The sequence below is a fragment of the Fischerella major NIES-592 genome, from assembly GCF_001904645.1.
GTDB classification, from domain to species: Bacteria; Cyanobacteriota; Cyanobacteriia; order Cyanobacteriales; family Nostocaceae; genus Fischerella; species Fischerella thermalis.
The window spans coordinates 110,684-126,398 of record NZ_MRCA01000004.1 but is presented as its reverse complement, the minus strand read 5'-3'; the positions used below and the strand labels follow the sequence as shown (position 1 = coordinate 126,398).

Genomic DNA, 15,715 nt, shown 5'->3' with positions numbered 1-15,715 from the left:
ATTAGTTGTGAGAGGAGTTTCATGAAGTTACGTATTTTGCCATCTTTATTAGCTTTATTTTTCATCAGTTTACTTGTTGCTGTCAGTTGTACTCCTTCTCCACAAACTTCTACATCAGGAAATTCGGCTGCAACTCCTACAAATACCAAACCAATTCAATTCGGTTTTAGTGCTTGGCCTGGTTGGTTTCCTTGGCAAATTGCTCAAGAACAAAAGTTATTTGAAGCAAATCAAGTTAATGTCGATTTGAAGTGGTTTGATGGCTATTTAGATTCCATTAATGCTTTGAGAGCAGGTCAATTAGATGCCAATACGCAAACTTTAAATGACACGATTAGTTCAGTAGCAGCTGGTTCAGATCAGGTGATTGTTTTGGTAAATGACAATTCAACTGGCAACGATAAAATTATTGTCCGAGAAGGAATTAATACTATTGCTGACCTCAAAGGCAAAAAAGTTGCAGCTGAAGAAGGAACTGTTGACCATTTTTTATTATTACTAGGTCTAAAAAAAGCAGGTTTAACACAAGCTGATATTCAGTTTCAACCACTAGAAACAGGTGCAGCCGCCGCAGCTTTTGTTGCTGGTCAAGTTGATGCAGTGGGAGTTTTTGCACCCTTCACCACAAAGGCTTTATCACGTCCTGGTAGTAAAGAATTATTTAGTTCTAAAGACTTTCCAGGAGCAATTCCTGACCATTTAGTTGTCAGTCGCCAACTCATTAATCAGAGACCACAAGATGTCCAAGCATTAGTAAATACTTGGTTTGCAACCTTAGATTTTATGAGAGCAAATCAAGCAAAAGCTTACGAAATTATGGCAAAACGTGCAGGGGTGTCTGTTGCCGAATATCAAGCATACGATGCAGGGACTAAAATCTTTACTCTAGAAGAAAATGTCCAAGCATTTAATCCCGGTAACAACATGACATCTCTAAGATATGCTGCTGAGGAAATTAGTAAATTTCTGGTTGAGAGCGGTTTGATTAAACAAGCACCTAATCTTAACCAAATCTTTGACGATCGCTTTATCAAAGCCTACGCAGCCAAGCAAAAATCATGAACCAACACGCTGAAAATTTGCCAGAAATAAATTGCGGACGTCCTCAGAAAATGTTACCAAAATCATACTTTTGGCGCATTGCTGAGGATATTCCTCATAACTTGGCTTGGACTTTAATGTTCTTGTCAATTTCCGTACCTATACTTCTGTGGTGGATTATTTCTAATACAGGATTAATTCCACCTTTATTTCTTCCTTCTCCTGGTCAAGTTTGGGAGGCATTTCAAAGGCTTTTGGCAAGTGGAGATTTGCAAAAAGATATTGCCTTTAGTTTATTTCGAGTCCTGGGTGGATTTTCCCTAGCAGCAATTATTTCCATTCCCTTAGGCACATTAATGGGTACTTTTGCCAGCATTCGGGCGTTGCTAGAACCAGTGATTGGTATCGTGCGCTATATGCCAGCCCCGGCATTTATTCCCTTACTAATTTTATATTTTGGCTTGGGAGAAACGCCGAAAATCATGCTGATTTTTATCGGCACACTGTTTTTTAATACCTTAATGGTGATGGATGCAGTGAAGTTTGTTCCCAAGGAATTATTAGAAACCACTTATACTTTAGGTGGTCAAAGAAAACAAGTTTTACTACAAGTTATTTTTCCATTTATTCTACCTAATATTATCGATGCTTGTCGTGTCAACATGGCTGCATCTTGGAATTTAGTAATTGTCTCGGAATTGGTAGCAGCAACTGAAGGTTTAGGACGCCGAATTAGTGTTGCCCAAAGGTATTTGAAAACAGATGAAATTTTTGCTGGATTAATTGTAATTGGTTTAATTGGTTTAGGAATTGACGTTTTGTTTCGATTGTTATTGCGTGTTTCTTGTAAATGGGCAATAACAAATGACAAATAACAAATAACAAATTATGCAAATTATGCATTTAGAAATTAATCAACTCCACAAACAATTCAAAACGAAGCGCGGTTTGCTAACTGCACTTCAAGATATTAATTTGCACGTTCAAGAGAGAGAATTTGTCTGTGCAGTAGGTGCTAGTGGTTCTGGTAAATCAACCCTATTACGCCTAATTGCAGGGTTGGATACTCCAACCGCAGGGGAGATACTGGTTGATGGGGTGCGGGTTACAGGGCCAGGATCTGATCGTGGTATGGTTTTTCAAAGCTATACTCTTTATCCGTGGATGAGTGTTGCCGAAAATGTAGAATTTGGTTTGAAACTACAAGGTGTACCCAAGACCCAGAGAAAACAACAGGCGGCTTATTATCTTGAGGTGGTAGGTTTATCTACGTTTGCGAAGGCGCTACCTAAAGAACTTTCTGGTGGGATGAAACAACGGGTTGCGATCGCTCGTGCTTTAGCATCGAAACCAAAAATTTTACTTATGGATGAACCCTTTGGCGCTTTGGATGTACAGACAAAAGAAGCAATGCAGCAATTTTTACTAGAAATTTGGCGCAGTACCAGCACGACAATTTTTATGATCACTCATGATGTAGAAGAAGCTATTTTCTTATCACAGCGTATCTACGTACTAAGTGCGCGACCAGGTACAATTAGGCGCGAATTGCAAATCCAACTACCTAGCAAATCGAATCCTCAAATCAAGCGCCATAGCACATTTCAGAAATACAAAGATGATGTGATGAAACTTCTGTATGAGGATGGGATGCAAACAAATCGTATTTGTGAAGTTCAGTCATCGGTAATGGGTAATAGGTAATGGGAAAAACCAATCACCAATTGCTGATACAGCACCGCAAACATGCTTTACAATCATTCCAACCTTGAGGAACTACTATTAAAATCAAACAATAAAAAACTGGTGCGTATCACATGGCTACAAAAAAGCAATTCAATAGCTTTGAAGAAATGCTATCTGGCTCTGATGTACCCGTATTGGTAGATTTTTATGCTGACTGGTGCGGGCCTTGTCAGATGATGACTCCGATTTTAGAGCAGGTTAACGCCCAACTCCAAGGTCAAATCAGAATCGTCAAAATAGACACCGAAAAATACCAACAATTAGCTACTCAGTATAAGATAGAGGCTCTACCAACTTTATTACTATTTAAGCAAGGTCAGCCAGTGGATCGAATTGAGGGTGTGTTGCAAGCACCACAATTAGTACAGCGTCTGAGAAGTTTGATTTAATTGAACTTCATCGGGGAGTGGTTGAGCAAATTGGGATTCCACTTCCCACCTTAAATTATGCACAGTCTATGAACCCTTCGCGTCTTAGTGTCTTGGTGGTTTAAGCCTTGATTACATACTTTTGTGTTAAGCTCGCTGGATTTAGGATCTGTTTCATTGTTTGCGTCCCCGGAAAGGGGAATATTTAACCACAAAGACACAAAGACACAAAGTAGAATCAAGAAAAACCAGGCAATGAAAGTAGATTTTTACCCGCCTTCAAAAAATTTGTAGTAAGCACGCTTTGTGCTTACTACCTAATTTAAATTGCAACTATCAACAAGCTGCTGGGAATTCTCCCAACATCTTGACTTCTGGTTCTAGTAAAATTGACCATCGATCCTGTACTTGATATTGCACATGACGGATGAGATTGAAAATATCCCACGCACTAGCACCACCGCAATTAACGATAAAGTTAGCATGGCGTTGTGCTACTTGTGCGTTACCAATCTGAAAGCCTTTTAAACCAGTTTGTTCAATTAACCAACCTGCGGCGTAGGGTTTAGGGTTACGGAAGACGCTACCGCAACTGGGTTTGTCGTAAGGTTGCGTTGTCAGTCGGTGCTGTTTGTGTTGCTTGGTAGTTGCAATCACAAGGGCGGGGTCCGCGCCTGGTTGCATTCGGAAGGTGGCTTGGGTAACAATGCGATCGCTTCCTTGTAAGATAGAAGTACGATAGCTATAACCCAATTGTTCGCTAGTCAGGGTTTCGATAGTACCGTCAGGTGAAAGTACTTGAGCGCTGACTAGGATATCTGCAATACAGCTATTATGCGCTCCTGCATTCATCACCACAGCCCCACCAACGGTTCCAGGGATACCTACAGCCCATTCTAAGCCCTGCCATCCCCGCTCTGCCGCAGCCATTGCCAAACCGGGTATTGGTTCCCCAGCTGCTACTGTTAATAGACCAGTTTCTGGGTCAAAATGAGTTTGGCGCAGATGGCGGGTAGCGATAACTAAGCCTGGAATACCGCGATCGCTTACTAGCAAGTTAGAACCTGCTCCCAGTACTGTTACTCGTAAACCTTCCTCTTTGGCATACATTAAACTCGCGTGCATTGCTTCTATGTTGCGAGGCGCAACATACCATTCTGCTGGTCCTCCAACTCTGTAGGAAGTATATGCTGACAGAGGAACTTGTGATTTAATTGCGCAGTCTGTACCAAGTAAGGGAATTTCCTTAATTTCGGAATTAGTTGTTTGTCGTTTATTTACATTCACACCAGAATTTGTGCAGACATCTACCGCTGCCTGGGAAATTGCCATATTTACCAGAATCTGTTTTAATTTGATGTTTATCCACCGTACAAATACGGTAATTATTTGATGCAATAAATAAGTAAGGTTGCAATACTGACATTCAGCTAGAGCAAGAAACTAGCCCTTGAGACTTTTAGGATGTCGCTGTCGCTGGTTGGTGGAGTGTAGCAATTACCTCCGGAATTACTTGATTTAAATTCCCAGCTCCTAGAAACAGTGCTAAGTCTCCAGAACGTAGTGTTTGCTGTAAGAAATCACACATTAAGGCTAAGTTTGCTTGATACTTGACTTGTGGATGATGTTTGGCAACTTCCTGTGCTAGTTGTTCACCGCTCACCTGTCCCATGTTGACTTCCCCAGCGCTGTAAATGTCAGTGAGTATAACTACATCAGCATGGGTAAAAGATTCGGCAAATTCTTCTAAAAATGCCAGTGTACGGCTGTAGCGATGAGGTTGGAATATGGCAACTACTCTTTGTCCTGGTCTTGCTTGCAGACGTGCCGCTGCTAGAGTAGCACGAATTTCGCTGGGATGGTGGGCATAGTCGTCAATGAATGTGATTCCATGAGCTTCGCCCCGGAATTCAAAGCGACGTCTTGCGCCTTCAAAAGTAGCAAGTCCCTTGGCAATTTCGCCAAATTCTAATCCCAAGACGCGACCAACGGCTACTGCTGCTAGGGCGTTGCTGAGGTTATGGCGACTGAGTAAACGCAAGTTTAACACACCCAAGGCTTTGCCGCGCTCCCAAACTAAAGCAGTAGTGCCATCTGCACGATAGTCTATATTGGTTACGGTATAATCTGCACCTGTGTCTGGATGTAAACTGTAACTAATTGTTGGTTGCAAGCGATCGCGCACCGTTGCACAATCAATGCTAGCTACCAGAGTTTTACAACTATTAGCAAAGGTATGGAATATTTCCACTACTTCTTCTAAATTGTCGTAGTGGTCGGGATGGTCTAGTTCGATATTTGTGATTACACCGATTTCTGGGGCATGTTTAACTAATGAACCATCTGATTCATCTGCTTCTGCTACTAAATAGCAACTTTGACCTAATCTTGCGTTACCTTCCCAGGCATCAACTTCACCACCAATCAAAATTGTGGGGTCAAGACCCGCTTGCAGTAGCATATATCCGATCATACTACTCGTGGTAGTTTTGCCGTGAGTTCCAGCAACTGCGATACTGTCGTATTCAGAAATTAAAGTTGACAATACATCTGAACGATGGAAAATTGGACAGCCTAATTCTAATGCTGCTTTATATTCCAAATTATTAGTATTTATTGCTGTTGAACAAATTACTTGCGGTAGTTGTGCCACTTTATCAGTTGACACATGATTTTGAGTATTTAAAATTACTCGATTTTCATCCTCTTTGGGGCGAAAGAATTCCAAATTGCTTGCTTCTTGTTTAGCAAAAATATGAGCCCCGATAGATTCCAATTTGGAAGTAATGTGATTTGGACGAAGATCCGAACCAGAAACAGGCAATTGACGTTTTGCTAGCACGTATGCCAAAGCAGACATACCTATGCCACCAATACCAATAAAATGAAAAGGTCTACCGCTAAAGTCTACAGAATCTTTCATCAATTACTCCTCTAATACCACACCACATAAACATCACAAATGACACGCGTATCATAACAGGATTTTGTTTTTTATTGATACTACCTCTGTATAAATCTCATACTCCTGATAGGTAGATTTTTATGCTCAGATTACATTACTTCAGGATGATTTTAACCTTGCCAGTGGTTTTTCTCTTCCTGAACTAATATTATGTTTATTCTGCAAATTTCTGCACCTTCGGGAAATATACAACTGTATTTTCAAACACATAATTTCGGTCTATTTGCTGGAATTAGCTACAATGGTAGACTGAGTGTTAACTACTTTGAAATCGAATTAAGCTCAAAAAGAGAGTGGATGCAACAAATTGCAATTTTTGGTGGCACATTTGATCCTGTTCACTGGGGACATCTCATCGTAGCCGAAACCGCTCTCAATCAAGTACCTCTAGAAAAGATTATTTGGGTGCCATCAGCTCATCCTCCTCATAAAAAAGCGGCTTCGTTTCAACATCGTTTAGCAATGCTGCAAGCGGCGACAACAGACAACTCTGGCTTTGCTGTTTCACCGATTGAGCAATTGCAATCTGGTACTTCTTATGCCATCAATACCCTGATTGATTTATCCAATTTTTATCCCAATACTCATTGGTATTGGATTGTTGGTTTGGATACATTCCAAACATTACCTAAGTGGTATCGCGGACAGGAATTAGCACAATTGTGCGATTGGTTAATCGCACCCCGATATCTTGGTAGTGAATGTATAACTCAAACTGATTTAATCTGCAAGCAAGTGGAGCAAAAATTAGCAAGACAGTCCTTTACCATACACTGGCAATTATTGCATACTCCTTTAGTAGGAGTGTCGTCAAGTATGATTCGTAACTTATGTCGCGATCGCCAATCGATTCGTTACTTAGTTCCAGAATCAGTACGAAGTTACATAGCTGATCACAATCTCTATGCTTGAAGCAGGGGATTGGGGATCGGAGAGTTGAAGGAGGACAAGCAGGACATGGGGAACATGGAGAAAACTAATAACCAATGCCCGATCCCCGTTGCCCCTAATCTCCATAGGGAACCCCAAGTTTCCCGATCCTCGCTCTCTCTCAGCTATAATTAAAAAAAATTAAAATTTTTTTTGGGATCTAACACTTTATAGTTATAAATACTCCCCCCTTTGCGATATGATCGGGGTCAACCATAAGATTTAATTAGGCATATATAACAGAGGGCAAGACGCTGTGATTAGAGTTGCTATCAACGGTTTTGGGCGCATCGGTCGTAACTTTATGCGCTGTTGGTTAGGTAGAGAGAATAGCAATATCGACCTAGTTGCTATCAACGACACCTCAGACCCCAGAACTAACGCTCACCTGCTCAAGTATGATTCGATGCTAGGGAAGTTAAAAGGTGCTGAAATTACTGCCGATGATAACTCAATCATCGCTAACGGTAAGACCGTTAAATGCGTATCTGATCGCAACCCAGAAAACTTGCCCTGGAAAGAGTGGGAAATCGACCTAATTATCGAAGCAACAGGGGTATTTACTGCCAGAGAAGGGGCGATGAAGCATATCAATGCTGGCGCCAAAAAGGTATTGATCACCGCCCCTGGCAAAAATGAAGATGGTACTTTCGTGATTGGCGTAAACCATCACGATTATGATCACGACAAACACCATATCATCAGTAACGCTAGCTGCACCACCAACTGCTTAGCTCCCGTTGCCAAAGTCTTACATGAGAAATTTGGCATCATCAAAGGTACAATGACCACCACCCACAGCTACACAGGAGATCAGCGTCTGCTGGACGCTTCTCACCGGGATTTACGCCGTGCGCGTGCTGCGGCTATTAACATTGTGCCTACTTCCACCGGTGCAGCTAAAGCTGTAGCGCTGGTACTACCAGCACTCAAAGGCAAGCTCAATGGTGTAGCATTGCGTGTACCCACCCCTAACGTTTCAATGGTGGATTTTGTAGTACAAGTTGAGAAACAAACCATTGCTGAAGAAGTCAACGCAGCCCTGAAACAAGCCTCTGAAAATGAGCTAAAAGGTATTTTAGATTACAGTGAACTACAATTGGTATCCTCTGACTATCAAGGTACTGATGCTTCCTCCATTGTTGATGCCAGCTTGACAATGGTCATGGGTGGTGACATGGTTAAAGTCATGGCATGGTACGACAACGAATGGGGGTACAGCCAACGCGTTCTAGACTTGGCAGAATTAGTAGCCGAGAAGTGGAAGTAATTGGGTTTGTTGTTTGTTAGTGGTTGTTTGTTGTTTGGAAGAATTAACAACCAACAACCAACTATCAACCACTAACCAAAATGCTGAAATCCCTGACTGAGAGATAAAACTTGGTCGGGGAATTTTTGTTTTTGGTCATGTAATACTACGGTTGAGCCATTTGTGATTTCTCCAATCGCAGCAGCACCCTGACCAAGCATTTGTACTAATTTATCAGCTAGCTGTTTTGGTAAGCACAACACCAATTCAAAATCTTCACCACCGTAGAGGCTATACTCTAAGGCTTGTTCTGGGGTTAGCCAGTGAGCAAAAGCTGGTGGGAAAGGAATTTGTGTACGTTCTACTACAGCCCCGACATTACTAGCACGGCAAATTTGTACTAACGCATCAGCTAAACCGTCGCTGCTGTCCATCCCAGCGATCGCCAATTGAGAAGAACCAAGAATTTGCCAGAGGATGGGTAAGACATCTAATCGGGGTTGTGGGCGCTGGTGAGCGCGGATTAAAGCCTTTGTTTCTTCTGGGCTAAGGTTTTCTGCCTTTTCGGGATGCAAGAGCAATTCTAAGCCAGCCCGGGACGCGCCATGAACACCAGTAACGATGATCGCATCTCCGACTTGAGCTCGGTGACGGCGGATAATTTGTTGGGGGTAAGCTTGACCAAAAGCAGTAATAGCAATGGTAATTACTGGCGATCGCACTACATCACCACCCACAATTGGGGTATTGAATTGTTGTAGGCATTGTGTCATACCTACATACATTTGTTCTACCCAACTCACAGAAACATCACCAGGTAGTCCCAGCCCGACAGTAATTCCTAAGGGGGAAGCGCCCATCGCCGCCAGATCTGATAAATTAGCAGCAGCAGCCCGCCAGCCAACATCGACTGCTGACGTAGTAATTTCACTGAAATGAATGTTGTCAACTAAAACATCAGTAGTTACTACCAGAGACAGCCCTGTTTTAGTAGCAATTACTGCTGCATCGTCCCCAATAATTTCCTGAGGACAGAAGCGTTGCAAAATTTGTAAAAGTCCTTGTTCGCCGATATCTTTAACTAGTAAAGAAGATGACTCAGTGTTCACAGTATTTCTCAAGCTCGCATAAATCGCATAAATATTTTCAGGTTAGGATATAAATACGATCTAGAAATCAATCGGGATGGTCACTACACCAGCAACTAAGCTCACCTTTGAGGAATACCTAACCTATGATGATGGCACTGGCTTCCATTACGAATTGGTGGATGGCTCTCTAGAACTTATGAACCCACCTACAATTGAACATTTTCTAATAGCCGATTTTCTAGATACAAGCCTTAAAGCAGAAATTAAGCGGTTGGGTTTACCTTGGCTATGCTTGCGAGAAGCTGGAGTCAGAACAGGTAGAAATAAATCTCGGTTGACTGACTTGTGCGTAGTGACGATAGAACAAGCAAGGGAATTGATGAATGTATCAGCAGTATTTCAAACGCCGCCGCTATTAATCGTAGAGATAGTCAGTCCAGAATCGATAAAACGGGACTATCGCTACAAGCGTTCTGAATATGCTGCCCTAGAAGTACCAGAATATTGGATTGTAGATCCCTTAGAGACAAAAATTTCAGTACTATTACTGGAAGAAGGACTGTACGAAGAAACAGTATTTACAGGTAGCCAGAAGATTGCATCGCGGACTTTGCCAGAATTAGCGATCGCCCCAGAAAAGGTATTTATTGCAGCTAATCTCGAATAAACACGGATGTAAAGCTCAACACTAACACTCTGCGTTCCTTTGCGTCAACCTCTGCGACCCTTGGCGTTTAAAAATAAACTCAAACATTTTGGATACTCCCTACTCAAAAGCTATACTTGATCAAAATTTTGAGTATGAAAACTTTTCTAAATGCCACAACCAATACATGTAGACAAAAATAACCTATACACCTTTTCCCGACTCGCACCCTTTATTCAAGAATATATTTACAATCACAACTGGACGGAATTACGCCCAGTTCAAATAGCGGCATGTCAAGTCATTTTTGATACAGATGCTCATTTATTAATTGCGGCTGCTACAGCTGCTGGAAAAACAGAAGCAGCGTTTTTACCGATTTTAACTTTATTACATGAAAATCCATCAAGTACGATTGGTGCATTGTATATTGGGCCAATCAAAGCTTTAATTAATGATCAATTTGAACGTTTACATGGTTTACTCAAAGAATCAGACATTCCTGTTTGGCATTGGCATGGTGATGTTTCTCAAAGTCATAAAAATAAGCTGCTCAAAAATCCTCGAGGTATCCTGCAAATCACACCGGAATCTTTAGAAAGTTTATTAATTAATAAATATCATGACATCAAGCGTTTGTTTGGTGATTTGCGATTTGTTGTCATTGATGAAATTCATGCTTTTATGGGTACGGAAAGGGGTTGTCAGATTCTTTGTCAGTTGGCTAGATTAGAAGACTTGACGCAAAAGCAACCTCGAAGAATTGGTTTATCGGCTACTCTTGGTGATTATGCATTGGCTGAGGAGTGGTTATGTTCTGGGAGTAAAAAGTCGGTGATTACGCCGAAGATTGAGAGGGAAAATAGGCAAGTTAGGTTGGCTGTGGAGCATTTTTCTGTTAGCGTTGATGATGAGTTTTGGGGAGAAAAGAACCGCAGAGACGCAGAGAGCGCTGAGAGAAGAGAAGAGAGAAAATATGATTGGGATATTGGTGTTTATGAAAGATATATTTTTAATTTGAGTAAGAATCGTAAGTGTTTGATTTTTGCTAATAATAAATCGCAAACTGAAGCGGTGATTGCTTCTTTGCGCAAAGTTGCCATGAGGGAAGGGGAAGCGGATATATATCATGTACATCATGGCAGTATATCTGCTAGCTTGCGACAAGTTGCAGAAAGTGCTATGCGGGAACCAAATCGACCTGCTGTGACTGCTGCAACCTTGACTTTAGAATTAGGTATAGATATTGGTTATCTTGAGCGGGTGATTCAGTTAGAAGCACCGCTTTCCGTAGCGAGTTTTTTACAACGTTTGGGACGTACAGGTAGAAGGGGTGAAGCTGCTGATATGCGCTTTGTTTGCGCGGAAAATGAAGTGTTATCAGAAGCAACTCTACCAGAACAAATTCCTTGGCAACTTTTACAGTGTATCGCAATTATTCAACTTTATTTGGAGGAAAAGTGGATTGAATCAATTAAGCCTGTGAGATATCCATTTAGTTTATTGTATCACCAAACTATGAGTATTGTAGTAGCAGTTGGTGAAATTTCACCAGCTACTCTTGCTCAAAAAGTCTTGAGTTTGCCTGTGTTTGCTGCTGTATCTAGAGATGATTTGAAGTTATTACTACGCTATTTAATTGATATTAACCATCTGCAATTGACAGAAGAGGGGAAACTCATTTTAGGTTTGGCTGGTGAAAGGGTGGTGGGTAAGTTTCAATTTTACGCTGTCTTCCCAGATAATGAGGAATTTCTGGTTAAACAAGGAGCGACAGAAATTGGTAGCATATCTCTGCCGTCACCTGTAGGTAATCAATTTGCTTTGGCAGGGAGAACTTGGGAAGTTGTAGAAGTTGATTTTAAAAAGAAGATTATTTTAGTGAAGCAAGTTGAAGGGCAAGCAAGTATTTTTTGGCGTGGTGGTAGCGGTACAATTCATACACGCATTCTCCAAAGAATGCGACAAGTTTTAGTTGAAGATATAGAATATCCTTATTTGCAAAGTAACGCGATGAAGCGTTTGCGTGTAGTTCGCGAACTTACACGCAATTCTGGATTAGAACAAAAAAATATTTTGCTTTTGGCTAAAGATAAGTGTTGCATTTTTCCTTGGATGGGTACGGTGGCTTACCGAACTTTGGAAAGGTTACTGAACATGTTCTGTCGTGAATCTTTAGCAATTAAAAGTATTGGCGGTGTAAATCCGTATTATTTGATAATTAAATTAGATAAAACAAGAGTTAACTCTCTTTATCCAGAAATTCTTTCTTTGTGTGAACAAAGAATTACGGCTGAGAATTTATTGAGTGATGCAGAAGCACCAGAAATTCAGAAGTATGATAAATATATTCCCCATGCACTTCTACGGAAAGCTTTTGCGAGTGATCATTTGGATATGGAAGAACTGAGACAGCAAGTAGGTTTGTGGTAAATCACACTTGTTTAGAGAATGCTAAAAGCCGTCAAGAATTTTGTGTGGCAACAGAGATGACTATTCTTTGTGTCTTGGAATCTTGGTGGTTGGTGATTTTTTCACCACTAAGGCACAAAGACACTAAGTGTTTTTCAGCCAGGTAGACGTAATTAACGTTTCATTAGTCCAAAATGAGGTTTACTTGCCACTCCTCACTCACAAAATCTTATAAATCAAATATTCTAGATTAACCCTACTTCAGGTAGAAATAGCTTCCGTAGCTTTTGACAGATGTAATTAATACATTTATATGACTAAATAAAAATGCTGGAACAACCAAAAATCAACATCCCAATATACGATTATGTAATTATCGGTGCAGGTTCAGCAGGCTGTGTATTAGCCCATCGCCTGACAGAAAATCCAAAAACCACAGTATTACTATTAGAAGCAGGGAACCCAGATCAAAAACCAGAAATTCATATTCCTGCTGGTTTTCCTAAGTTGTTAAAAACAGAATATGACTGGGCATATTACACAGAAAAACAGCCTTTCTTAAATAATCGTCAACTATATTGGCCTCGTGGCAAAGTCATCGGTGGAAGCAGTTCCATAAACGCCATGATTTATATTCGTGGTAACTTACGTGACTATGATTATTGGCACAATTTAGGTAATTCAGGCTGGAGTGCTAAAGACGTACTTCCCTACTTTATTAAAGCTGAAAATCAGAATGTCCTGAAAAATGAATATCACGGTGTTGATGGTCTCCTCAATGTGACAAATCAGCGCTGTATTAATCCACTTTCTCGTGCTTTTGTCAAAGCAGCACAACAAGCAGAGTTTGTAGTACAGCACTACCGATAAATGCCTTCTGCCTACCTGCGGAAGCCGCTACGCGTCTACTGTCTTCTGCCTTCGTTTACAATATCTAGGGAACAATCACAACCAAGTACCACAACCGGAGATAGTTAGTTATGCGACTCCTACACACAATGCTGCGTGTTGGCAATTTGGAAGAATCGCTAAAGTTCTACTGCGATGTTTTGGGAATGAAGTTGCTACGGCAAAAAGATTATCCAGGGGGAGAATTTACTCTGGCTTTTATTGGTTATGGTGAGGAAAGTGATCATACAGTTATCGAGCTAACTTATAACTGGGGTGTGGATAAGTATGATTTGGGCAATGCTTACGGTCACATTGCCATCGGAGTAGATGATATTTATGCTACCTGTGAAGAAATAAAAAAACGTGGTGGTAAAGTAGTGCGAGAACCGGGGCCAATGAAACATGGTTCTACGGTAATTGCTTTTGTAGAAGACCCAGATGGGTATAAAGTAGAACTTGTTCAACTGGGTACTCAAGGTTCTGCTGTGAAACAGGAAGAACAAAAACTTGTCACTCAGTAATTCTGAGGCAGAATTGCAGGAGATAGAATTGAGCGTCAAGCAATGCCGACAACAGAGGATTCGTTCGCCCAAATTCTTAGCGGGGGGTTTAGTCGGTTGGGGCGTCCTTACTCACATGTGCTTACCCGCAAAGGCGGATTCTCTGCTACTTCAACCGTCGCCAGAAACTCAAAGCTCTGACTCTAGCTTACAAGTAGTCATTCCAGAGGATAGTATCGCCACAAATAATGTGGAAGTATTACCTCCAGACACTGATGTGAGTGTTGGGCAAATAGAGTTTTCAACCATAGCAAATTCTGAGTCGTCAGTAAAAGATGAAGTGTTTGGTAATCTTGACGTTGATTCTGATTTACGAACACAGCAAACTTCAGTCTCAGAATTGTCTGATGTTCAGCCCACAGACTGGGCTTATCAGGCATTAAAATCACTCGTGGAAAAATATGGTGTCATTTCTGGTTACTCAGATGGTACCTTTCGTGGTAATCGTCCCATGAGCCGTTATGAGTTTGCTGTTGCTCTTGCGGCTACTTTATCTAAGGTTGAAGATATTATTGCTGATAGGATGAGCGATCGCTTTATCCAAGAAGACATGATTGTCTTACGGCGGTTGCAAAAAGAATTCCGTTCGGCTTTGGATGACTTACAGCAACGGGTTGATAATTTAGAAGCACGCAACAGCGAATTACAAGCACACCAATTTTCTACGACTACGAAACTACACGGTGAAGCAATTATTGCTTTGACTGATGGTACTGATGCTAACAAAACTGTAGTTTCCCGTTCCCGCTTAACCCTCTCCACTAGCTTCAATCAACAAGATGTACTTGTGACTCAACTAGAAGCTGGTAACAATGGTGGAGATGCAATTAGTTTGGCACAACAAGAGGAAGATAATTTGCTTGGAACCACTGGTTTTATTACCAATGGTGGTGGACTTGATTATGTGGAAGTAGACTCTGATCTCAGGTTGAGACGCTTACACTATACTTTTCGTCCTTCCCAAGATGTGGCGGTGACAGTGGGTGCAAAAATGTTACCACGAGATTTTATTGACCATAATAAATATGCCAATAACGAGGCGGTTGATTTTAGTTCTAGCTTTTTCCTGAATAATCCTCTGATTGTCCAAAATCAAATTGATCGCAATGGCGGTGCAGGTGCTGCTGTGCAGTGGAACCCTGGCGATGGTCAATTCACGGTGCGATCGCTCTACATTGCTGCCGATGCTGACCAACCAAATTTTACCAACACAGAAGGGGGTTTGTTTGGCGATCGCTATCAAGCTAGTGTGGAAGTTGAATATTCACCCAGCGATCAGCTAGCCTTGAGACTGCAATACACAAATGCCCTGATTAACAATACACACATTAACGCCTTTGGTGTCAATGCCGAGTATAGCCTCAATCGGAATGCAGGCATTTTTGGACGCTTTGGATTTGGTAATTACAATGGATATAATACCGCCATCAATGAGGATTTAGATTTACATCCGGTAACATGGGCTGTAGGTGTGGGATTCCGTAACCTTTTGCTTCCCGGTACTGTTGCGGGTGTAGCGATCGGTCAGCCTTTTGTCAGCCAAGATTTAGGAAATGCCACTCAGACAAATTTTGAAGCCTTCTATAATCTCCAACTCAGTGACAATCTGAGTATCACGCCCACATTTTCATTAGTAACAAACGCCGATAACGATAGTTCTAACGGCACTATTTGGCAAACCACCCTCAGAAGTGTATTTTCATTTTAAATTGTTGATAGTTGGTTGTTGGTTGTTGATTGGTACTTCCAAACAACCACAAACTAATATAAAAACTGCAACCGTAGATACAAGCGGCTGCAAGCAATTCGTGCTGGG

General features: G+C 41.3%; 13 protein-coding genes and 1 pseudogene. 11 read left to right on the top strand and 3 right to left on the bottom strand.

Translation table 11 applies throughout. The features are described 5' to 3' along the window. Window positions 1–21 precede the first annotated feature (21 nt). The 4 genes from NIES592_RS09755 to trxA all read left to right on the top strand — a co-directional run bounded on the left by NIES592_RS09755 (window position 22) and on the right by trxA (window position 3,176). The gene (locus NIES592_RS09755; protein ID WP_062248363.1) at window positions 22–1,062 is read left to right on the top strand and encodes an ABC transporter substrate-binding protein; all 1,041 of its coding nucleotides are present in this window, start codon (window positions 22–24) and stop codon (window positions 1,060–1,062) included. Next, window positions 1,059–1,916, top strand: coding sequence for an ABC transporter permease (locus tag NIES592_RS09750; RefSeq protein ID WP_073555636.1), 858 nt, complete (start codon window positions 1,059–1,061; stop codon window positions 1,914–1,916). Before NIES592_RS09755 ends, NIES592_RS09750 begins: the two co-directional genes overlap by 4 nt. A gap of 13 nt (window positions 1,917–1,929) precedes the next feature. Next, window positions 1,930–2,745 (top strand): ABC transporter ATP-binding protein, encoded by an 816-nt coding sequence (locus NIES592_RS09745; protein ID WP_442345905.1) that lies wholly within the window; start codon window positions 1,930–1,932, stop codon window positions 2,743–2,745. 113 nt (window positions 2,746–2,858) lie between these two features. Continuing rightward, the gene (gene trxA / locus NIES592_RS09740) at window positions 2,859–3,176 is read left to right on the top strand and encodes a thioredoxin (protein ID WP_062248366.1); all 318 of its coding nucleotides are present in this window, start codon (window positions 2,859–2,861) and stop codon (window positions 3,174–3,176) included. Between the two features lie 315 nt (window positions 3,177–3,491). Here trxA and murB read toward each other — a convergent pair whose 3' ends face one another. Both murB and murC read right to left on the bottom strand, forming a co-directional pair. Continuing rightward, on the bottom strand, window positions 3,492–4,487 hold the full coding sequence (murB, locus tag NIES592_RS09735) for a UDP-N-acetylmuramate dehydrogenase (RefSeq protein WP_062248368.1): 996 nt from the start codon (window positions 4,485–4,487) through the stop codon (window positions 3,492–3,494). Between the two features lie 127 nt (window positions 4,488–4,614). Further along, window positions 4,615–6,078, bottom strand: coding sequence for a UDP-N-acetylmuramate--L-alanine ligase (gene murC, locus NIES592_RS09730; protein ID WP_062248370.1), 1,464 nt, complete (start codon window positions 6,076–6,078; stop codon window positions 4,615–4,617). Window positions 6,079–6,417: 339 nt separating this feature from the next. Between murC and nadD the strand changes: the two genes are divergently transcribed. Together nadD and NIES592_RS09720 are read left to right on the top strand one after the other, a co-directional pair. Continuing rightward, window positions 6,418–7,032 carry a nicotinate (nicotinamide) nucleotide adenylyltransferase gene (gene nadD, locus NIES592_RS09725; protein WP_009459768.1) on the top strand — a complete coding sequence of 205 codons (615 nt, stop codon included), beginning with the start codon at window positions 6,418–6,420 and terminating at the stop codon, window positions 7,030–7,032. Between the two features lie 274 nt (window positions 7,033–7,306). After that, on the top strand, window positions 7,307–8,320 hold the full coding sequence (locus NIES592_RS09720) for a type I glyceraldehyde-3-phosphate dehydrogenase (protein ID WP_009459769.1): 1,014 nt from the start codon (window positions 7,307–7,309) through the stop codon (window positions 8,318–8,320). Between the two features lie 71 nt (window positions 8,321–8,391). On the opposite strand, the gene thiL is transcribed toward NIES592_RS09720, so the two are convergent. Then, entirely contained in the window at window positions 8,392–9,408 is a 1,017-nt protein-coding gene (gene thiL, locus NIES592_RS09715) for a thiamine-phosphate kinase (protein WP_073555635.1), read from the bottom strand. Between the two features lie 76 nt (window positions 9,409–9,484). On the opposite strand from thiL, the gene NIES592_RS09710 reads away from it, so the two are divergent. The 5 genes and pseudogenes from NIES592_RS09710 to NIES592_RS09690 all read left to right on the top strand — a co-directional run bounded on the left by NIES592_RS09710 (window position 9,485) and on the right by NIES592_RS09690 (window position 15,607). Beyond that, complete coding sequence (locus NIES592_RS09710; protein WP_073555634.1) at window positions 9,485–10,057, top strand: Uma2 family endonuclease; 573 nt, start codon at window positions 9,485–9,487, stop codon at window positions 10,055–10,057. A 150-nt stretch (window positions 10,058–10,207) separates the two neighbouring features. Beyond that, on the top strand, window positions 10,208–12,469 hold the full coding sequence (locus NIES592_RS09705) for a DEAD/DEAH box helicase (RefSeq protein ID WP_073555633.1): 2,262 nt from the start codon (window positions 10,208–10,210) through the stop codon (window positions 12,467–12,469). A gap of 336 nt (window positions 12,470–12,805) precedes the next feature. Next, window positions 12,806–13,291: pseudogene (locus NIES592_RS09700) on the top strand (GMC family oxidoreductase); the annotation flags it as partial. Window positions 13,292–13,428: 137 nt separating this feature from the next. Then, on the top strand, window positions 13,429–13,860 hold the full coding sequence (gene gloA / locus NIES592_RS09695) for a lactoylglutathione lyase (protein ID WP_073555632.1): 432 nt from the start codon (window positions 13,429–13,431) through the stop codon (window positions 13,858–13,860). A gap of 28 nt (window positions 13,861–13,888) precedes the next feature. After that, the gene (locus tag NIES592_RS09690) at window positions 13,889–15,607 is read left to right on the top strand and encodes an iron uptake porin (protein ID WP_073555732.1); all 1,719 of its coding nucleotides are present in this window, start codon (window positions 13,889–13,891) and stop codon (window positions 15,605–15,607) included. Window positions 15,608–15,715 lie beyond the last annotated feature (108 nt).